This is a genomic window from Vibrio hannami (assembly GCF_029589055.1).
GTDB classification, from domain to species: Bacteria; Pseudomonadota; Gammaproteobacteria; order Enterobacterales; family Vibrionaceae; genus Vibrio; species Vibrio hannami.
On the sequence record NZ_JARQZP010000006.1, the window covers coordinates 462211 to 483443 of the forward strand.

At 44.4% G+C, this 21233-nt stretch carries 17 protein-coding genes and 1 pseudogene; 6 read left to right on the forward strand and 12 right to left on the reverse strand.

Features of this window, described 5'->3' with window-relative positions:
- Positions 1-95: 95 nt before the first annotated feature.
- Both P7F88_RS13515 and P7F88_RS13520 read left to right on the forward strand, forming a co-directional pair.
- Positions 96-863 (forward strand): threonine/serine exporter family protein, encoded by a 768-nt coding sequence (locus tag P7F88_RS13515; RefSeq protein ID WP_277825498.1) that lies wholly within the window; start codon positions 96-98, stop codon positions 861-863.
- Complete coding sequence (locus P7F88_RS13520; RefSeq protein WP_422127941.1) at positions 860-1327, forward strand: threonine/serine exporter family protein; 468 nt, start codon at positions 860-862, stop codon at positions 1325-1327. The genes P7F88_RS13515 and P7F88_RS13520 overlap by 4 nt, the downstream gene beginning before the upstream one ends.
- Before the next feature lie 182 nt (positions 1328-1509).
- Here the strand turns inward: P7F88_RS13520 and folA are convergent, their stop codons facing one another.
- From folA to lptD, 7 genes are all read right to left on the reverse strand, one after another.
- Positions 1510-2043 (reverse strand): type 3 dihydrofolate reductase, encoded by a 534-nt coding sequence (gene folA / locus P7F88_RS13525; RefSeq protein ID WP_422127943.1) that lies wholly within the window; start codon positions 2041-2043, stop codon positions 1510-1512.
- Between the two features lie 17 nt (positions 2044-2060).
- Complete coding sequence (locus P7F88_RS13530; protein WP_277825502.1) at positions 2061-2870, reverse strand: symmetrical bis(5'-nucleosyl)-tetraphosphatase; 810 nt, start codon at positions 2868-2870, stop codon at positions 2061-2063.
- Between the two features lie 11 nt (positions 2871-2881).
- Positions 2882-3262 (reverse strand): Co2+/Mg2+ efflux protein ApaG, encoded by a 381-nt coding sequence (gene apaG / locus P7F88_RS13535; protein WP_277825504.1) that lies wholly within the window; start codon positions 3260-3262, stop codon positions 2882-2884.
- Between the two features lie 24 nt (positions 3263-3286).
- Positions 3287-4090 carry a 16S rRNA (adenine(1518)-N(6)/adenine(1519)-N(6))-dimethyltransferase RsmA gene (gene rsmA / locus P7F88_RS13540; protein WP_277825506.1) on the reverse strand — a complete coding sequence of 268 codons (804 nt, stop codon included), beginning with the start codon at positions 4088-4090 and terminating at the stop codon, positions 3287-3289.
- Entirely contained in the window at positions 4080-5081 is a 1002-nt protein-coding gene (gene pdxA / locus P7F88_RS13545) for a 4-hydroxythreonine-4-phosphate dehydrogenase PdxA (protein ID WP_277825508.1), read from the reverse strand. Before pdxA ends, rsmA begins: the two co-directional genes overlap by 11 nt.
- Complete coding sequence (surA, locus tag P7F88_RS13550; RefSeq protein ID WP_277825510.1) at positions 5065-6372, reverse strand: peptidylprolyl isomerase SurA; 1308 nt, start codon at positions 6370-6372, stop codon at positions 5065-5067. The genes pdxA and surA overlap by 17 nt, the downstream gene beginning before the upstream one ends.
- Positions 6373-6457: 85 nt before the next feature.
- On the reverse strand, positions 6458-8827 hold the full coding sequence (lptD, locus tag P7F88_RS13555) for an LPS assembly protein LptD (protein ID WP_277825512.1): 2370 nt from the start codon (positions 8825-8827) through the stop codon (positions 6458-6460).
- A gap of 131 nt (positions 8828-8958) precedes the next feature.
- On the opposite strand from lptD, the gene djlA reads away from it, so the two are divergent.
- On the forward strand, positions 8959-9813 hold the full coding sequence (gene djlA / locus P7F88_RS13560) for a co-chaperone DjlA (RefSeq protein ID WP_277825514.1): 855 nt from the start codon (positions 8959-8961) through the stop codon (positions 9811-9813).
- 143 nt (positions 9814-9956) lie between these two features.
- Here the strand turns inward: djlA and P7F88_RS13565 are convergent, their stop codons facing one another.
- The 5 genes from P7F88_RS13565 to leuA form a co-directional block, all read right to left on the reverse strand.
- Positions 9957-10742, reverse strand: coding sequence for a DUF547 domain-containing protein (locus P7F88_RS13565; RefSeq protein ID WP_277825516.1), 786 nt, complete (start codon positions 10740-10742; stop codon positions 9957-9959).
- A 124-nt stretch (positions 10743-10866) separates the two neighbouring features.
- Entirely contained in the window at positions 10867-11469 is a 603-nt protein-coding gene (leuD, locus tag P7F88_RS13570) for a 3-isopropylmalate dehydratase small subunit (protein WP_277825518.1), read from the reverse strand.
- Between the two features lie 13 nt (positions 11470-11482).
- Positions 11483-12886, reverse strand: coding sequence for a 3-isopropylmalate dehydratase large subunit (gene leuC, locus P7F88_RS13575; protein WP_277825520.1), 1404 nt, complete (start codon positions 12884-12886; stop codon positions 11483-11485).
- 168 nt (positions 12887-13054) lie between these two features.
- Positions 13055-14143: a 3-isopropylmalate dehydrogenase gene (leuB, locus tag P7F88_RS13580; RefSeq protein WP_277825522.1), complete on the reverse strand. Its 1089-nt coding sequence runs from the start codon at positions 14141-14143 to the stop codon at positions 13055-13057.
- A 63-nt stretch (positions 14144-14206) separates the two neighbouring features.
- A complete protein-coding gene (gene leuA / locus P7F88_RS13585; RefSeq protein ID WP_277825524.1) occupies positions 14207-15760 on the reverse strand; it encodes a 2-isopropylmalate synthase in 1554 nt (517 codons plus the stop codon).
- 397 nt (positions 15761-16157) lie between these two features.
- On the opposite strand from leuA, the pseudogene P7F88_RS13590 reads away from it, so the two are divergent.
- The 3 genes and pseudogenes from P7F88_RS13590 to P7F88_RS13600 all read left to right on the forward strand — a co-directional run bounded on the left by P7F88_RS13590 (position 16158) and on the right by P7F88_RS13600 (position 21229).
- A pseudogene (locus tag P7F88_RS13590) lies at positions 16158-16810 on the forward strand (TetR/AcrR family transcriptional regulator).
- The gene (locus P7F88_RS13595; protein ID WP_277825526.1) at positions 16800-18119 is read left to right on the forward strand and encodes an efflux RND transporter periplasmic adaptor subunit; all 1320 of its coding nucleotides are present in this window, start codon (positions 16800-16802) and stop codon (positions 18117-18119) included. The pseudogene P7F88_RS13590 and the gene P7F88_RS13595 overlap by 11 nt, the downstream one beginning before the upstream one ends.
- Positions 18116-21229, forward strand: a complete 3114-nt coding sequence (locus P7F88_RS13600; protein WP_277825528.1) for an efflux RND transporter permease subunit — start codon at positions 18116-18118, stop codon at positions 21227-21229. Before P7F88_RS13595 ends, P7F88_RS13600 begins: the two co-directional genes overlap by 4 nt.
- The last annotated feature ends 4 nt before the right edge of the window (positions 21230-21233 follow it).

A 21233-nucleotide genomic window follows, 5' to 3' on the forward strand; every position in this document is an offset into this window, starting at 1 on the left:
ACAACATTTGTTGTGGTTTTTTTGTCTGAATCATTTTTAATCAGTTCGTTTTATAGCAAACTATATGAGTTGTTAGGTGATTTGATAGGTGGGATGTGGAAAGTAAACAGCGAGCGGTGTCCAGGTTGATAGCGCAGGCGGGGCAGATGCTACTGGCTCATGGTGCGGAAAGTACATTGGTTGGCGATATTATGCGCCGTATGGGTAAGGCGAGTGGGGCAGAAGAAGTTGAGGTATCTCTTACCGCAAATGCACTTGTTATTACTACCTTTTTTGGCGGTAAATGTATGACGACGACCAGGCAGGCTCCGGATCGTGGTATCAATATGCGGGTTATCACTCAGATCCAAAGGATCTGCATCATGATGGAAAAGGGAGTGCTGAACTATTCACTCGCCCACGAAAAGCTTCAAACCATAAATCCTGACCGTTATAACCGTTGGCTAGTTGTATTTATGATTGGTTTGTCCTGTGCCTCGTTTAGTCGATTGGCGGGAGGGGATTGGATTATATTCGCTATTACCTTTTTAGCTTCTGCATTGGGAATGATCGTTCGTCAGGAAATTGGTCACCGACATTTCAATCCTCTTCTAAACTTCGCTGTTACTGCTTTTGTTACTACCGTTATTTCCTCTCAGGCAATGGTCTTTGAGCTTGGTAATCAGCCTTTTATTGCGATGGCTTCTTCTGTATTAATGCTTGTCCCCGGCTTTCCGCTAATTAACTCTGTCGCCGACGTGGTTAAAGGTTATATCAATATGGGCATAGCGCGATTTGTTATGGCGAGTTTACTTACCTTCGCAACCTGTCTGGGTATCGTTGGTGCAATGATGTTCGTTGGCGTATGGGGCTGGGTAGGATGATGGAAATAATGCTTGGCCTTTTGAATGATATGTTTTTTGCGGCTATCCCTGCGGTAGGTTTCGCACTGGTTTTTAATGTTCCGCAAAAAGCACTAAAGTACTGCGCAATTCTAGGGGCGTTGGGGCATGGTAGCCGTTATCTGATGATGCAATATGGTATGCCTATTGAGTGGGCAACCTTCATTGCAGCAACTATCGTTGGAATGATTGGTGTAAGGTTATCACATAGGTTTCTTGCCCACCCGAAAGTGTTCACTGTCGCGGCTCTGATTCCTATGGTTCCAGGAGTATTTGCATTTAAAGCAATGATTGCGTTGGTAGAGATTAACCATATAGGTTTTTCTCCAGAACTACTCGCTGTGCTGATGGAGAACTTTTTAGCAGCGATATTTATCATTGCTGGTTTGGCCGTAGGGTTGGCTATGCCGGGATTACTGTTTTATCGTCGTAAGCCGGTTGTGTAGGGTGCCTGCGTATTTTAGCTCGTTACCACGCTCTAGGCGGACTCGTTCCCACGCTTATGCGTGGTAATGCATATTGTAGTTAGATGTTTGCGTGTAACTTATAGAAATTAAAGATAATTGTTGGTGAGGTATGCATTCCCACGGGGACCGTGGGAACGAGGTGCTGTATATATCGAAGAGAGCTATTCTCTTTCCAGAATAACAAAGTGCATATCAAACTTGTTTTTTTCATCAGCTTGATAATCTTCAGTATGGGTGCACTTCCAGCCACTATCTCCCCACTCAGGGAATCGGGTGTCGCCATTAATATCGGCTTCAATAAAAGTCAGGTAAAGCTTGTCAGCTTTTGGAAGACAATATTCATAAATAGAGCCACCACCAATAATCATTAGCTCTTCGCACTGACCCGCTGCTTCAATAGCGCTTTCAATCGATGTGACAGTTGTTACGCCATCAATTGTTAAGTGTTCATCACGGCTAACGACAATATTCAGCCTTCCAGGTAGTGGGCGACCAATCGACTCATAGGTTTTTCGTCCCATTACTACAGGCTTACCCATGGTTTGCTTCTTAAACCAGACAAAGTCAGCTGGCAGGTGCCATGGCATCTGGTTATCTTCGCCTATTACTCTTTTGCTAGTAGTTGAAGGATATGAGTTCTGAGTTTTGTCTACTTTGCTGCCGTGAGCCATTGCAGCGATCATACTAATTTTCACTAAATATAAACCTATTCTTAATGACTGATTGCATCCTGATAGAAGTACTTTTTATCTTCCCAACGGATCATGGTGAGTTTTCCACCCCAGACACAACCAGTATCCAGGCCAATCACACCATTAAATTCTCCACCATTAAGTGCAGCCCAGTGCCCAAATAGTACGGTTTTAGGAAGCTTCACGCGACTTTTTACCTTAAACCAGGGAGTAAGATCATCTTCATTTATCTGGTCTGGTGGTTGTTTGCAGAACATGTCCAGCCGACCGTCAGGATAACAGAAGCGCATTCTGGTAAATGCATTGATTGTGTATATATACCTTTCAATACCTTTTAGGCTTTCGTCCCACGAATCAGGCGAGTTAGCGTACATCTCTTCCACCAACCACTGCCAGTGATCGGCTTTTAGAATGTTTTCAACTTCTCTGGCTGCATCTCTGGCCGAGGATAAATCCCATTGTGGAGAAATACCGGCGTGACACATAACAAATTCATCATGTTCGGCCATAAGAGGTTGCTGCCTTAACCAATGGAAAAGCTCTTCCCGATCCGGTGCTGAAAAAATAGGTAGTGTTTTATCTTTCTTTTTCGCAGGGTGAACCCCTAAAGAAACGGCCAACAGGTGTAAGTCGTGGTTTCCTAAAACGACTCTTGCTGAGTCTCCCAGAGATTTTACAAATCGCAGGGTTTCCAGAGATTTAGGCCCCCGGGCAACCAGATCTCCCGCAAGCCATAGAACGTCGTTCTTATGATCAAATTCTGATTGAGTGAGTAACTGTTCAAGTTCGTCAAAGCAACCCTGAATATCACCTACAATATAGTTTGCCACTGGTTTTTCCGTTAATTCAGGATATTTGGAACAGCAAGTCTGAAAGGCTCTATTTCCACGATGAACTCTTGCTGGTTTTCATCAAGCATAATATATTGCCCTTGCATAACCCCTACAGGAGTTTCTATTGCAGTGCCACTTGTATAGGTATATTCATCGTTGCCCTGGATAAAGGGCTGCTCGCCAACTACGCCATCACCTTCAACGGTTAATTGCTTACCATTGGAGTCTGTGATTAGCCAGCGTCGGCCTTTCAGCTGTACGGTTTGATTGCTCAGGTTCTTAACTGTAATTACATACGCAAATACATAGCGTTTCAGATCCGGTTGAGATTGTTCGGCAATGTATTTGGTATGCACCTGACATTTGATACAAGGTTGTGAGACGTCCATGCTTACCTCAATATCAGCATTAGCTTAGTGGTTTTTGTCCAGCCAGTTAGCCATATCTACAAACTGCTTAAGGGTTAGATTTTCCGGTCTCATTCCCGGATTGATATCTAACTCTTCAAGAATCTCTGAGCTTAGCAGGCTCTTATAGCAGTTACGAACAGTTTTTCTACGCTGGTTAAAGCCTTCACGACATACTCTGTCCAGCCACTTCAGGCTTGTAGTTGGATAAGGAATCTCTTCATAAGGGACTAGCCTTACCACTGCTGAATCTACTTTTGGTGGTGGAACAAAAGCGGTCGGTGGCACTTCAAGAACAGGAACAACTTTACAGAAGTATTGAGCCATAACGGTCAGACGACCATAAGCTTTCGTTCCCGGGCCAGCAGCCAGTCGGTTAACAACCTCTTTTTGCAGCATAAAGTGCATGTCCTGAACGTCCTTGTGGAACTCAAACAGGTGGAACATCAGAGGTGTTGATATGTTGTACGGCAGGTTACCAAATATGCGTAGCTTGTTGTTTGGCTTTACTAGTTGGGTAAAGTCAAAACGCATCGCATCGCCTTCATGAATAGTTAGCTTGTCAGCTAGCTCTGGGTGGTTCCTTAAACGTTCAGCCAGATCGCGGTCGAGTTCTATAACGGTAAATTTATCGGTCTCTCTGCCTACAGGCTCTGTTAGTGCGCCCAGGCCTGGACCAATCTCGACCAGGTTTTGCCCCGGACGTGGATTTATTGCAGACACAATGCCGTCAATAATATATGGGTCGTTCAGGAAGTTCTGACCAAAACGTTTACGCGCTTTGTGCCCTAAGTGGACATCATTTCTCATCTTTATTCTCTACTAATTCGATTGCGTATCGCAAAGCTGTCTGGAAACTTCCTGTATCTGCTATTCCTTTCCCTGCCAAATCAAGGGCGGTTCCGTGATCGACAGATGTTCGGATAAATGGCAAGCCCAGCGTAATATTTACTGAGCGACCAAATCCTTTGTACTTCAATACTGGCAATACCTGATCGTGGTACATACCAAGGACAGCATCAGCGTCTTCTAAATACTTTTCGTTAAAAATGGTATCTGCTGGCAATGGGCCAATCAGATTCATTCCATCATTTTGCTTTAGTTTTTCAAGCGTCGGAGTGATGGTATCTATCTCTTCGTTACCAAGACAGCCGTCTTCTCCGGCATGTGGATTCAAACCACATACATATATATTAGGCGCATTTATCGCGAACTTGGTGACTAAATCATGATGAAGGATGCGGATTATACTCTCTAGTCGCTCTTCTGTAACGGCTTTTGATACATCAGCCAGAGGAATATGAGTCGTAACCAGAGCGGTCCTTAGTCCTTCTGTTGCTAGCATCATCACTACCAGCGGGGTATCTGATTTTTCTGCAAAGAACTCTGTATGCCCGCTAAATGTAACTCCGGCTCGGTTGATAACGCCTTTATGGACCGGTCCGGTTACTACTGCATCAAACTCGTTGTTCATACAGCCGATAGTTGCACGCTCTAGTGTATTAAGAACATAGTGGCCATTTTTTTCGTTTAGCTGGCCAGCGATAACCTCTTCCTGAACAGGTATATGATCAACTATTAGGGTTCCGGCTTTTTGAGCTGCTGGAATAGCTTGAGCATCATAGTCAATCAGGGTTACTTCGATTCCCAAAAGAGATGCTCTTTGCTTAAGCACCTGTTTATCGGCACATACGACAATTTCGTGTGTCCAGTCGTGCTGAGACAGTGCCAGTACCAGGTCTGGCCCCACGCCAGATGGCTCACCAGCAGTAACGATAATTCGCTTAATTGCCTGTGCCATCTTCCGCCTCATCCTGATCTAGAGTTTCAACAAAAGCACTGGCTCTGATTTCCTGAATCCATGCCGTTGCTTCTTCGTTGAACTTGCGGTTAAACAGAATGCGATATGCACGATTGTTTAGAGCGGAATCAGTTCGGTCTACCTGTCTTTTATCCATTACTTCAACGATATGCCAGCCGTGTACTGTTTTGAACGGCTGACTGATCTGCCCAACAGGAAGAGTCTCTACCTGATGTTTAAATTCAGGAACATAGATATCCGGAGTTTGAAAACCTAGCTCACCATTCTGAGCTGCAGAGCCCGGATCCTGACTATGTTGAGCAGCAAGCTCGCCAAATGTCGCCTCACCGTCATTTATCTGTTTGATGTAGTCATTTAGAAGTTTCTGTGCACCGTCATCACTCATTATTACAGAGGTTTTGATTAGAATATGTCGGGCATTTACTTCGGTTACTGCTACTGTTTCCAGGCCTTTAACGTCTGCAATTTTCAGAATGTGGAAACCAACGCCACTTCGGAATGGGCCAATGATGGCTCCTTTACCCTGAGTGGTGATCTGGTCGGCGAATACGGTTGGCATTTCTTCTTTTCGCATCCAACCCCAATTACCACCCTCTAGTGCCTTAGGACCTTTGGAGTAGGTGTATGCCATAGTGCTGAAATCTTCGCCAGCATTTAGCTTTTCAACTAATTCTTTTGCCTGTTTCTCTAGCTCTTTTTTATCAACGCTATCGTCGAATCTTAGCTGGATATGCTGAATGTTGTATTGAACTGATGCATTACTCTCTTCTGATAGGTTTTTCGCTAGGTTCTCTACTTCTGCAGGTAGAATGTTAATTCGTCTTCTTACCAAAGCGTTGCGAGCTTCAGATATTTTTATCTCTTGCCTGATTTGCTCGCGGAACTCTTCATAGCGGATACCTTCAGCTTCAAGAGACTCTCTAAGCTGGTCTACGGTTTTCCCCTGCTCCTGAGCAATATCTGTAATAGCCAGATTTAAACGGTTATCGTCTATACGAACACCGAGACGATCAGCCTCTTGTAGCTGAATTTTGTCGTTGACTAACTTCTCAATCACTTGCTCGTGCAACACATCTTGTTCCGGTAATGGTTGATTAGATGCTTTGGCATTTGCCTGCAGGGTTTTTAGGGTGTTGTCTATATCACTCTGAAGGATTACGCCGTCGTTAACCACAACGACAACGCGATCCAGTTCAACAGGTTGAGCGCTTGCTTGGAACGCAGAAGTAACCAATGCAAGGCTAAAAAGTAGGTGTTTCCACATTTTCATTCAATATTTCCAATCCACCGGATGACGCTAACTTGCCAATCATCCGTAATAACTTACTTGTTTAGATAAATACGTATTTAGGTAATTAGTTGTTTAGATAAAATGGTCGGCCATAACCTAAAGAGCTTCCAGCGCTATCAATCTCCGCTAACCCAGAACCTGCGCCAATAGTGGTACCAAATCCTGTTATACCAAAGTTCACGCTAAACTTCTGGTCGTAGGTGACTTCAGAGCCGTCATTCCCTACACCGTCAGACCAGTTTTCTAACTGGTCACTATAGGTAAAGCTGATATACCAGCAGTCACTGGTGTAATTTAGCCTTGCTAGCCACTCCAGGTGTACGTCTTCAGTTAAGTCATAAAAGTACTGGCCATATAGATTCCATTTACGCCCTAGCTTGTAGCTTGAAATGAAACCAAGCTGAGAAATACCATCTCGTGTGTACGTGTTGCTATCGTCAATATAGTCTGAAGCGTTACTGTTTATATAATCGATACTTACATAACGATAATTAAGCTGAGTAAAACCCGCATCATATTTGTACTCTACGGTACTGTTAGCTAACTGAAACTCATCTGAACTAATATCGTACTGAATGCCACCGTGATAATAGTAGGTGTCATCGTAGTTAAAGTCGGTCTCTACGGCCCATGCTGAATACGTTGAGTCGTCACTATTACTATTCGAATTATCCAGATCATGTGAATTGAAATAGACTATCTGACCAAATGAGATATTCATTCGCTCACGGTACTCATCATCATAAAATCGGGATGTTGCACCGTAGCTTAACTGGTTTGCAGGAGCTATATAGTCTACGCTACTATAGCTTTGATCTCGGAACAGGCCATAGTAGTCTAGCTGCAGTCTGGTTGTATCGTAGCCAGAGTAGATATTTGACTGATCTGTTTTGGGTACATACAAATACTGTACCTGAGGTTCCAGTGTTTGAGTATAGGCACCAATAAACTCAGTTTCTCGCTCCAGATAAAGGTCACCGTGCAGTCTTACTTTAGGGAGTGCTCGCGAAACTTCTTTTTCAAGGTTTTCATTTCCCTCTTCTGCAAGAATAGTGTTATCTAACTCTTGCTGATAATAGGCATACATCAGCTTTGCTTCGGTGGTAAAACTACCCCAGGTAGCGGCTAACGGCAATTTCAATCCAGGCTCGACATATAGACGAGTCGCTGAAGGGGCTGTCGTTGAATCTGTTTCAAACCGACTTACATGGCTAACTAAGTTGAAGTCCAGTGCGTTATAGAAGGCTGGTGCATAGTAGTTAAATGCAAGTTGTGGCATCAGGCGGTATGGAGTAGAACCTTCAGTCAGAACCTGAAAATCCCTTATCTTTAAAGTACTATCCCATGCTTGAGTTCGATAAGCTACTTCGCCGGATTGTAATAACTGCCCATCTTCGCGACTACCAATACTAGAATCCAGGTCGGTGAAATAGGCAATATCACTCACTTGTGAATAGTCGGCATCCAGTTTCCAGTTTTCTTGAATGATAGCTGAATGGCTCCAGTTAACTCCCCATCGCTCTCCGTAGCTAGGGTATAACTGGTCTTCAGGAAGATATTCCAAGTTAATGTTGCCTTGCCCTAGGTCGGTTAGGTACCTGAACTCTGAATCCAGCTGTGTCCCTCTTTTTTCCATATAGTTAAAAGTGGTTTCCAGGTCATAGTTTGGTGCAAGGTTCCAGTAAACAGGAACTTCCACACCAAAACCATTTTTGGAATCGAGAGATATGCTTGGGTATAGGAACCCCGTTTTTCTGGTATCGCCAATAGGAACAGTCAGATAGGGGAGATAAAACACAGGAACGTTAACGATTTCTACCCTAGGATGGTAAAGCGTCGCTTCTTCATCGTCTTGATCGATTTTTATGTCTGCGGCTCTTAAGCGCCATGCGTCGTTACCTTCAGGGCAAGAAGTCAGCGAGCCATCTTCCAACTCGAAGTAACGTGCTCCGGATTTATTGATTATCTTAGCATCACCACGGCCAGCTTCACACAGGAACTCGTAATCAGTATCTTCTAGCGTTGCATTATCGGTATTCAGATAGGTGGTTGCTTTTTTTGATATGGTTTTAATCTGGCCATCCGCATAGACAACGTTACCTTCAGCAACCACAACATTTTCTTGTTGGTGATAATCTACTTTGTCAGCGGTAATACGCTTATTGCCCTGGGTAACAACTACATCTCCCTGATAAGTTGCTTTTCCACCGTTAACGCCTTCCAGAGTGTCTGCCTCAACGTGAACTGGCAATTCACCTTGTTCTTTATTGGATTGTTCTGATATCAGGCATTGATCTGGTGAGGGCATTTCCTGCACACTAGTACCTTCGGTTGTATCGGTACTGGTACTTTCAGTAGTTTCGGCAAATGCTGTTGGCAAAAATAGCGCAGCGTAGATCGATGTAGCTAATAAAGTGCGTGGGTAATGTGACATCGAGATTTACTATCCTTGGTAACTTTATTTTTTTCGGCTAACTTATTGACCGAATTTCGAATAAAACGTTCCCTATCATAAAGGAATTACGCTTTAGTACATAATTAAAATCGGCATTGAGAGCACAAATAATGTATGTCTTCGGCAAGATATTAGGTATTTTTTTCGGTTTTCTGTTTGGTGGCCCTTTTGGTGCACTGTTTGGGTTATTCCTAGGGCACCAGTTTGATAAGGCTAGGCGCCTGAGCCAGGCGGGCTTCAGGGCAAGCAGTGCTTTTTCGGGTGGACCGAGTCAGGCTGAGCGTCAGGCTGAATTTTTTAAGGCCGGATTTGCAGTAATGGGTCACGTTGCCAAGGCAAAGGGGCAGGTGACTAAACAAGAAATTCAGTTAGCCTCTACGATGATGGATCGTATGCGCTTGCACGGTGAACAGAGAAAAGCCGCTCAGGATGCATTCCGGGAAGGAAAATCACCTGATTTTCCTCTTGAGTCTGTTTTAGACGCCGTGCGTATCTCTTCAGCAGGCCGACATGATCTGCTGCAGTTTTTCTTAGAGCTTCAGATTTCGGCGGCATTTGCTGATGGTGAGCTCCACCCAGCTGAGAGAAGCATGTTACATACCATTGCTCAGGGGTTGGGCTTCTCATCTCAGCAATTAGAGCAAAGATTGCGTATGCAGGAAGCAGCGTTCCGTTTCCAGCAAGGTGGTGGTTTTGGTGGTGCTGGTGGACAGCAGAGCCATGGTGGTTGGCACCAGGCGAACCAACGAGACCATCTTGCAGATGCCTATAAAGTGCTTGGCGTAGAAGAGAGTGCAGATAGCAAAGAAGTGAAAAAAGCGTATCGCAAACTAATGAATGAGCACCATCCTGATAAGCTGATGGCAAAAGGCTTGCCACCGGAAATGATGGAAGTTGCAAAAGAAAAAGCTCAGGAAATTCAGTCTGCTTACGATCTAATCAAGAAAGAGAAAGGTTTTAAGTAGACTATAACTCTCCAACCGTCATTCCTAAACTCACCTATCGTCATTCCCGCGGAGGCGGGAATCTAATTTAACTATGACAGTAATAATAAATAGATCCCTGCTTTCGCAGGCGCGCGGCTAGCGGGATGACAGGGTTTATGGGTTTACTCTTTGAGTTCATTCAATGACCAGTCATAGTCATACTTGATTTTACCCAGGCTTGCTGGCAGGTCATTACGGTATTTACCTAGGTGTTCAACAAGCTCTGTCTGAGTTCCGAAGTCAGCAATAAACCAGTCATAAATAGATGATAGTTGTGTGGAGTTCTTACCTAAACTTACACCTTTCGAACTATTGATGAAGTCTTTAGCTGCTTGTTCTAACAGGGTTTGTGTGTTTTTTGATGTGAATGCTTCTGCTTGTAAATTTGGGCATCCAAGGCTGGCACAATTTACTGCATAGTGACTCCTTGGGTCATTCCAGATAGGACGCAGGATACGGTGTTCAATATCGTTTAGAGACAGTTCTTTTCCGTTTACGGTAACGATCTCTTCTCCCCAGGGGCCAAAGCTAAATAGGCCACCTAGCTTAGTAATCGACTTAATAGGGTAGTTATCCAAAATCAGATCAACCGTCACAGCATTGTAGAGGTTTACCCAGTATGCGTATTGTTCAGCTTTGTTGTGCGCTAGAGGGTTCAATGAACTTAAATTCTTGATATAGCTCTTTAGCGTTTGATGGTCGTCTTTGGAGACATCAGCATAACGAACTAATGCGTTCTCACCTTGAGTGACTAAATAATTTTCCAAAAAATTCTGCCATTCAGAATGAGATATTTGATTTGAATTGGCTTCATCAGATAAGTTCCAGTAAGCCCATAACTCAGACTTTGGAGCTGAAAATGATGAAAAAGATATTACCGAAAGTAATATTGTGAAAAGTAGCTTCATAAGGGTTCCAATAGCTTAATCAGATGACTAACTATCAAGACCTTACCACCAAAGAATATCTTTCATTAGAAAAGAAAAAAGCTTCGAATATTACCCCGAAGCTTTATAAAGTTTAACCAGTAACCTATCTCATAAACGCAGGGATTTTACTCTCATACTCAGCAATCTTATCTTCATGCTGAAGTGTCAGGCCGATATTATCCAGACCTTCCAGCAAACAGTGGCGGCGGAACTCATCAATCTCAAATGAGTATTCTTTGCCATTTGCTGTTACCTTCATCGCTTCAAGATCAACCTTGATTTCGGCGCCTTCCGTTGCCTGTACAAATGTGAAGATCTCATCCACTTCCGCTTCCGTCAGCTTAACTGGCACCATCTGGTTATTGATGGAGTTACCGTAGAAGATGTCAGCAAAGCTTGGTGCGATCATTACGCGAATGCCATAATCAGCCAGTGCCCAAGGTGCGTGTTCACGGGATGAACCACAACCAAAGTTTTCACGAGCCAGTAGGATAGAAGCGCCCTGATAGCGAGCTTCGTTCATTACGAATTCCGGGTTTGGCTGTTCACCTGCATCGTCAAGGAAGCGCCAGTCGTGGAATAGGTGCTTACCGAAGCCTATACGAGTTACTTTTTGTAGGAATTGCTTAGGGATAATTGCATCTGTATCAACGTTCGCTGCATCCAGAGGAACGACTAAGCCTGTGTGTTGTTTAAAACCGCTCATTTCTGTTCTCTCCTTATGCGTCCAGTTCACGGATATCTACAAAGTGACCTGCAACCGCTGCAGCTGCAGCCATCGCCGGGCTTACAAGGTGGGTACGCCCATCTCGACCCTGACGACCTTCAAAGTTACGGTTACTTGTTGAAGCACAACGCTCCTGAGGGCCAAGGCGGTCGTTGTTCATCGCAAGGCACATAGAACACCCAGGCAGACGCCATTCAAAGCCTGCTTCGATAAAGATTTTGTCCAGACCTTCTTCTTCAGCCTGTGCTTTAACTTGTTCAGAGCCAGGTACAATCAGTGCCTGCACATGTTCAGCTACTTTGCGGCCTTTCGCGACTTCCGCAGCAGCGCGCATATCCTCGATACGTGAGTTGGTACAAGAGCCAACAAACACTTTATCTACTTTGTAATCAGTCAGAGATTTACCAGCCTCAAGTCCCATATAAGCCAGTGCTTTTTCAGCAGATGCTTTTTCTACCGGATCAGAGAAAGACTCAGGAGCTGGAATTGGTGTATCAACTGCGATTACCTGACCAGGGTTAGTACCCCAGGTTACCTGTGGTTTGATGTCTGCAGCTTCAAGGGTAACAACTGTATCGAACTCAGCGCCTTCGTCTGTTTTCAGAGATGACCAGTATTCAACCGCGTCGTCCCAGTCAGCACCTGTTGGTGCAAACTTACGGCCTTTAATGTAATCGAAGGTTGTCTGATCCGGAGCGATAAGACCTGCTTTTGCACCCATCTCAATTGCCATATTACAAACCGTCATACGACCTTCCATTGTAAGGTCAGTGATAGCTTCACCACAGAACTCTACAACGTGACCAGTACCACCAGCCGCAGTTGTTTTACCGATAATCGCCAGAACGATATCTTTAGCGGTAACACCTTCGGCTACTTTGCCTTTCACTTCGATTTTCATTGTCTTGGCACGAGGCTGTTTCAGGGTCTGAGTTGCCATTACATGTTCAACTTCAGATGTACCGATACCAAATGCCAGAGAGCCAAACGCACCGTGAGTTGCCGTATGTGAATCACCACAAACGATGGTCATGCCTGGAAGAGTAATGCCCAACTCAGGCCCCATTACGTGTACGATACCCTGATATTTATGGTTGATGTCGTAAAGGGTTACACCGAAATCCATACAGTTCTTGATAAGCGTCTGCATTTGGATACGTGCCATTTCACCGGCATCATTAATATCTTTAGTGGTAGTAGAAACGTTGTGATCCATGGTCGCAAAGGTTTTACCAAGCTGGCGAACCTTACGGCCTTTTTCACGCAAACCATCAAACGCCTGAGGTGACGTTACCTCATGTACTAACTGGCGGTCGATATAAAGAATCGGGTTTTCGCCCTCCGCTGCAACCACAACGTGAGCATCATAAACTTTTTCGTATAGTGTTTTTGACATTGCTATTGTCCTTTATCCTCTGTGCCACTTAAGTAAGTCGCCAGAAGATTATAATTTTGTCATTCCTGCGAAGGCAGGAATCTTGTTAACCTTTATCGTATTGGCAGACCAGAACCCTGCCTACGCAGGGATGACGGTTTTTAGTTGTTCTGCTCTGACGGTATTAAGTTATTCTGCGATATATTGAGCGATCTTATCGCCCATCTCTGAAGTAGATAATGCTGGCTTGTCACCCGCAAGATCGCCAGTTAATTCACCAGCTGCAAGCGCTTTACTTACTGCAACTTCAATATTTTGAGCCGCTTCTTCTTCACCCAGGCTGTAACGTAGCATTAGTGCTGCAGAAAGGATCTGAGCTACCGGGTTTGCGATGTTCTTGCCTGCGATGTCCGGAGCTGAGCCACCTGCTGGTTCATACAGACCAAACTTGCTCTCGTTAAGGCTTGCAGAAGGTAGCATACCCATTGAACCGGTAATCATTGCACATTCATCAGAGATGATATCGCCGAAGATATTTGAACATAACATTACGTCAAACTGCGCTGGGTCTTTGATTAGCTGCATGGTTGCGTTGTCGATGTACATATGTGACAGCTCAACATCCGGGTAATCTTTTGCGATCTCTTCTACTACTTCACGCCAAAGGATAGAGCTTTGAAGTACGTTTGCCTTGTCTATTGAGCAAACTTTTTTACGGCGCAGACGTGCCGATTCAAACGCGATCTTAGCTATACGTTCAATCTCAAAGCGGTGATAAACCTCGGTATCATACGCTTTTTCATTTGCGCCTTCGCCTTCACGACCTTTTGGCTGACCGAAGTAAATACCACCAGTTAGTTCACGAACAACAACAATGTCGAAACCCTTTTCAGAAATATCTGCACGCAGAGGCGAGAAAGCTTCCAGGCCAGAGTGGATCTGAGCCGGACGAAGGTTACAGAAAAGCTGGAAGTGCTTACGCAGAGGCAAAAGTGCACCACGCTCAGGTTGGTCATTTGGTGGCAGGTGTTCCCACTTAGGGCCACCTACCGAGCCGAACAGTACAGCATCTGCTTCTTCACAACCCTTAACAGTGCTCTCCGGTAGTGGACAGCCATGGTTATCAATTGCAATACCACCGACATCGTGTTCTTCACGAGAGAAAGAGATGTCGTGCTTCTTTTCTATTGCATCCAGCACTTTATGCGCTTGTTGCATCACCTCTGGGCCAATACCGTCTCCCGGTAGAACTGCAATTTTGTACTCTTTGCCTGCCATTGTTATTTAATCCCTGTATTTAAAGTTGTCTTAAATTGTTGTGTTTGCCAAACAGTTAAATGGTTAAACGGTTTGTACTTCTTGTTTTGCTTGCTTAATCTCAGCAATCTTGTCTGCACGGTGGATGCTATTAATTACATGTAAAAGTGCTCGACCTGAAGCTTCGATGATATCGGTTGAGATACCTGTTCCATGGTATTTTCGCCCTTTATAGTTGGCGATAATATCAGCCTGACCAAGTCCATCTTCACCTTCACCTTTTGCGGTTAGGTCGAACTTATCAAGAACGATATCGTAACCAGTCAAACGATAGATTGCCTGGTACAGCGCATCAACCGGACCGTTACCTACAGCCGCTTCGCATTTCTCTGTTTCACCGCACTGTAACTTGATGGTTGTTGTAGCCATAACGCTACCTGCTTGTGAGCTAAAGTAGTTTAGTTTGTAGTAGTCATCTTCTTCACGCAGATTTGCGAAGAACATTAGTGATTCTAGGTCGTAGTCAAATACTTGCCCTTTACGGTCGGCAAGCTTCAGGAACTCAGTATACAGAGTATCCAAATCGTACTCTTCCTCTTTATAACCCATTCTGTCCATATGACTCTTCACTGCAGCGCGACCAGAACGACTGGTTAGGTTAAGAACCTGATTTTGAAGACCGATAGACTCAGGAGTCATAATCTCGTAGGTATTCTTGTTTTTCAACATGCCGTCCTGGTGGATGCCAGAAGAGTGACTGAATGCATTAGCACCTACAATCGCTTTGTTTGCCTGAACTGGCATATTACATAGCTGACTCACCAGCTTACTGGTACGGTGAATTTCATCATGCTTAAGGCCTGTGTTCACGCCCATAAACTCAGAGCGCGTCTTGATGATCATTGCCACTTCTTCAAGAGAACAGTTACCAGCACGCTCACCGATGCCGTTAATCGTACCTTCTACCTGACGAGCACCTGCCTGAACCGCTGCTATAGAGTTTGCAACCGACATACCAAGGTCATCATGACAGTGAACAGATATTATCGCTTTGTCGATATTCGGAACCCGATTAAACAATTGCTCGATTATTCCACCGAATTCACTTGGAATGGTGTAACCCACAGTATCAGGAATATTGACCGTCGTTGCGCCAGCATTAATAGCTGCTTCTACCATACGGCATAGGTTGTCGATTGGCGTTCGACCTGCATCTTCGCATGAAAATTCAACATCATCGGTATAGTTACGCGCGCGCTTAACAGCCTGTACACCCATTTCGATAACATCATCATAGCTACGGCGTAGCTTATCCTGAACATGGATGGTTGAAGTCGAGATGAAGGTGTGAATTCGAAATGCTTCGGCTACTTTCAACGACTCCGCTGCAACATCAATATCTTTGGCAACAGCTCGAGACAAAGCGCAGATACGGCTATCTTTAATATGTTTTGCAATTGTCTGTACCGACTCAAAGTCACCTGGTGAGGATACCGGAAAGCCTGCTTCGATAACATCAACGCCAAGACGTTCGAGAGCATATGCGATCTGCAGTTTTTCTTTTACCGTCAAACTTGCTGATAGTGCCTGTTCGCCATCACGCAATGTGGTGTCGAAAATAATGACCTGATCGTTCATGATTGCTTCCTTTTCTTGTCTGATGTCAGTTGTTGCTGTGTTTGCTTTAGTTTATTTAGGTATAAAAAAACCCGCGTTAAGCGGGTTTCGTAAATTCTTTTGTGGTGTTTTTCGTCCACAACCTACCCGCGCGAAGTTTTCACGATAAGGAGGAGGTTCAGGAGTGATGAAAAACGTATTGTCATTTTTTGATTAATTAGTCATTCCACAAATTGATGTTCAATTAGTACCGCACTCACCCACATGCGTCAAGCACAAAGTTGATTTTTTATTCAAATCACTGGGGAATTGACGATATTGAACTTAATTAATCACTTGGTTAAATATCGATTAATTAATCATCTGTAGGAAATAGATCAGAGCAACTATAATTAACCAGTTGATTAATTCTGAGGTATTGATGGTAAGAAAAGCGGGTAGACCCAATGAAAAGACCGACGCAAGGGAGTCGCTAATCTCGTGCTCAAGAGAGCTGTTTGTAACACTCCCGTACGACAAAGTTTCGACCCGAATGATAGCGCAGAAAGCGAACGTTAATGCGGCAATGATTCGTTATTACTTTGGCAACAAAGAAGGCCTGTTTGAGGCAATGATTCGGGAAACAATGAAGCCTGTAGTGAAACAGCTGAGGCAGTTTTCTGAAGATGACACCCATAAAGGGTTGGGTGAAATAATGAAAGCTTACTACCAAACTATGGGAAAAACGCCACAATTTCCCCGACTTATTGCACAAATTATGAATATGCCTCCGTCAGATGTTCAGCGAAAGTTATTGGAAAAAATATTTAGTGAGGTTTCATCGCCAATTGAAAAAAATTGGCGGAGAAGAATGAAATACGTCCGGATATGGATCCTAAGCTTTGCCGAATTACCTTTATGAGCATGATGGTTTTTCCATTTCTCGCTCCTCCTTCCATGATGAAGGTTCATGGTATCGAACTGAATCAGGAATTTTTAGACGAGCTTCTAGAACACAATCTCAAAGTATTCGCACACGGATTTCAGGCTACTGAAATGAACACAATTTCTGGAGACAACAATGAAAATTAAACGAAGCCTGCTCTTCTTTCCTGTATTAGCTATTGGAATTGCAATATTGGTGATAGCTATAAAAACCAAACCAGACCTTCCGGCAAAGCCTGCTACTGATCGTGCAAGATTGGTGGATACACAAGTGATGGAGCAGCAAGATATCGCTCCAATTGCTATCGGTTATGGCAAGGTCGCACCTAAATTCGACTGGAAAGCGATTGCAGAAGTTTCTGGAAAGGTTATCTACCGAAATCCGGCGCTAGAAAAGGGGCGCGTATTGCCTGCAGGGACTGAAATTTTAAGAATTGATCCGCTGGATTATGAACTTAAGTTAGCGCAGGCGAATGCCGATCTTAACTCCAGTAAAACTCAGTTAGCGAAGCTAAACCTTGAAGAGAAAAATACCCGTAACACTCTTCAGATAGAGAAGAACCGCTTAACGATTAGCAAGAAGGAGCTGGAAAGAAAACAAAACTTAAAAGGTAGAGGCCTTACCTCTCAGTCCGATGTTGATCAACAGCAACAATCGTATCTTTCCCAGCAAAAACTGGTTCAGGAACTGGAAAATCAGCTGTCACTTTTCCCTGATGAAAGAAAAGTGTCCGAAGCTCAGGTTGCAGTAAATAGTTCTAAAGTGTCTGAGGCTCAGCGTTCTCTGGAGAAGACGACGATCGTACTTCCACAGCAGATGAGAATTTCCGAAGTAAGTGTCGAAGAAAATCAGGTCGTTAACCTTCAACAAACCATGGTAGAAGCACACCGCACTGATGTGATGGAAGTGGACGCCCAGCTCTCTATTCACGATATGCAGATGTTGGGTGCCAGCTTAGAAACATTTGCTAAAAATGCAGAAGGCATTATTAGCCCTGAACTAAGCAACATTAATGCAACGATAGAACTCTCCAGTGGAAACTTGAAAGCTAGCTGGCCAGCTAAAGTCGCCAGAATAAGCGACACGGTCGATGCCAATCAGGCGACAGCGGGTGTCATTCTGGAGATTGAGCAGGATTACAATAATCTTACCCCCGAAAGCGCAACGCCTCTGGTAAACGGTATGTTTGTTAAGGCTCGTATTGAAGGGTTTTCTAAATCGCACTGGGTTATTCCAGAGCGAGCTCTGCATGGCTCAAGAATCTACCTAATGAATGAAGAGCAAAAACTGAAGATTCTTGAAGTAGAAGTTTTGTTCCGCAGAGACAACATGGTGGTTATCAAGGGGGCAATTAACCCGGGTGATAAACTGATTCTTAACGATTTATTGCCTGCAATAGAAGGCATGCAATTAAGAGATGGCGCTGATACGAGTGCAGAGGGGGATGCAGTATGATTCGCTTCTTTGCTAAACACCCTACAGCAGCCAATCTGATGATGTTGGCTCTGTTTGTGGTGGGGCTATCGGCACTGCCAACGCTAAAGCGTGAAACCTTTCCAGAGTTTGACCCGCCATACATCATGGCTGGTATTACTTATCCCGGTGCGTCACCACTTGAAGTTGAAGAAAGCCTCTGTGTTCGCCTTGAAGATGCCGTGGATGGTTTGTCTAACATTGAGGAAACCCGTTGCGAAGCGATAGAAGGCTCTGCTCGTTTGGTGCTAAAACTAGATGATAATGCCGATATGGGACGCATGTTGATTGATGTGCAGACCCAGATAGATGCGATTCAGGACTTCCCAGACGAGATTGAATCTCCTGTTGTTCAGGAATTGGATATGAATGAACCTGTGGTCGATATTGCTATTACGGCAGATCTATCCTGGCCAGAACTCAAAGCCTATGCTGAGCAACTAAAACGAACCTTAAAGCTAGATTATGGCGTATCTCTTGTTGATGTGAGTGGATTTTCCGACCATCAGTATCTTATTGAATTAAATACACTGGCGATGCGACAACTTGGTCTGAGTATCAGCGATATCGCTAATCAAATTGGCAAACAAAACATTAAGTTGCCTAGTGGTAATGTAGAAACGCCGGATAAAAACTTTCTGATTCGCTTTGATGAGCGCCGTATAACGCCAGAAGCTCTAGAGGATATTGTCGTTGGTTCTGGCAAAAATGGATCTGTCATTCGCTTAAAAGATATCGCAACCATCACCGACAGATTTGAACTGGATGAGCAGAAGGTACTGTTTGATGGTAAACCATCGGCGGTGTTGAAAATTAGTAAAAACAAAGCCGATGATGCATTAAGAGTTAAAGATCAGGTGGTGCAGTTTCTGGAGGATCAGCGTGCCATTGCCCCCGATGGGGTGAAAATGGAGATGACAAATGATCTCTCTTCAGTGTTGTGGGATCGCTTAACCATGATGGTAAGAAATGGCTGGCAGGGTATCATTCTGGTATTCGCAACCATGTGGTTATTCTTTAGTTTCAGGTATTCGTTTTGGGTCGCAGCAGGTCTGCCCGTAGCTTTCCTCGGTGGTATGTTTTTGATGGCGAACCTAGGGCTTTCCATTAACATTATGAGCCTTGTAGGCCTGCTAATGGCTATCGGTATCATGATGGATGACGCCATTGTTATTGCCGAATCCATTGCTGCTCATATCGATAGGGGGCACAAGGTAGATGATGCGGTTATCAAGGGAGTCAAGAAAGTGCTTCCCGGCGTTATCTCATCTTTCCTGACCACAGTTTGTATCTTCGGTAGCTTAATGTTCCTTGAAGGTCAGATGGGGGCTGTGCTCAAAGTAGTACCTCAGGTGTTGATACTGGTACTTTCGCTCAGCTTGATTGAAGCGTTCCTTATCCTTCCCAATCACCTTTCTCATTCGCTACATAAGGCGAAAAAAGAGAGAGAACCAATGAAGCTAAAGAAGAAGCTTCTGGATGGATTTGAACACTTTCGTAATACTAAACTGGTTACCGCTGTAGATAGAGTGGTTAAGTATCGATACGCCTTTATTGGTCTGGTGTTCACGATCCTCTTGAGCTCTGTTGCTCTGATAGTTGGTGGCGCAGTTAAGTTTGTGCCGTTCCCTGAATTGGATGGTGACATAGCGGAAGCCAGAATCATTCTTCCTCCGGGCTCTTCTTTAAGCCAGACTGAAATGGTGGTCGACCATATTGTCGCTTCGGCTGAGCGACTGAATGAAAAGTGGTCTGCAGAAGTGGAAGGTGGTACGAACTTAATTGAGCATATTACAAGTAATTTTAATGCGAATGCCGATGCCGATGAATCTGGTCCTCACCTTGCTACGGTAAGACTTGATTTATTGGGGGCTGAAAGCCGAAATACAGTTATCGATGATTTTGTCGATGCATGGCGTGAAGACGTTGGGGAGTTGGCGTTACCAATTTCACTAGTATTCAAGCAACCAACAATGGGACCTGGTGGTCGGGATATTGAAATTCGTGCCCGACATGACGACTTAACGGAACTTAAAGCCGCTGCAACAGAAGTTCAGCTTTACCTCAATAAATTTGCTGGTATTCACGGTGTAATGGATGATATGCGTATGGGTAAGGAGGAAATACTAATTAAACTTCGCCCTGGCGCTGAAACATACGGTGTTAATGGTCAGATGATTGCAAGCCAGTTGCGTGCAGCATTCTACGGTCAGACTGCAGATGAAATTCAGGTTGGCGTCGAAAACATTAAGATCGAAGTTAAGCTAGAAAAAACCGAAGCGGGAGATCTTCGGGAGCTTGCTAACTTCCCAATCATGATGCCTGATGGGGTGCAGATCCCACTCGCTACCGTTGCGAGTTTCGACTTCCAGAGAAATTACGTTCGTATCAACCGAATCGAAGGCGTTCGAACGATCAGTATTTTTGGTGATGTTGATAACAAAATAGTCAGCTCTACCGAGGTCATAAATAAGTTTCGCAATGAAAAAGCGCCGGAGTTAACTAAGAAGTATCCAGGCTTAAAGTTTGACTTTGAGGGGCAGGCAAAAGATAGCGCAGATACTTCATCATCAATGCAGAAAGGCTTTCTGCTTGGGCTGTTTGGCGTCTATATGATTCTTAGCTTCCAGTTTAGGAGCTATCTGGAACCATTTGTGGTTATGTTAGCTATTCCTCTGGCATTTATTGGCGTTATCTGGGGACACTTCTTGTTAGGGCACTCTTTAAGTATGCCAAGCATGATGGGTTTTGTGTCACTGGCAGGGGTGGTGGTTAATGACTCGATACTTCTGGTGCAGTATATCCGGCATCATGTTGATGAAGGAGATAACGTACACGACTCAGTAGTGAAGGCGAGTCGGGAGCGTTTTCGTGCGGTATTCCTGACTTCTATGACAACTGCGGCTGGCTTGTTACCGCTACTGGCGGAAACAAGTTTGCAGGCTCAGGTTATTCAGCCACTGGTTATCTCTATTGTGTTTGGTATCTTCGCTTCGACTCTGTTGGTGCTGTTTATGATCCCTTCAGCTTACGCAATATTAGCTGACTGGGGGCTTGTCCATAAACATGTAGAAGAGTGGGATGGGGAGTAATAAA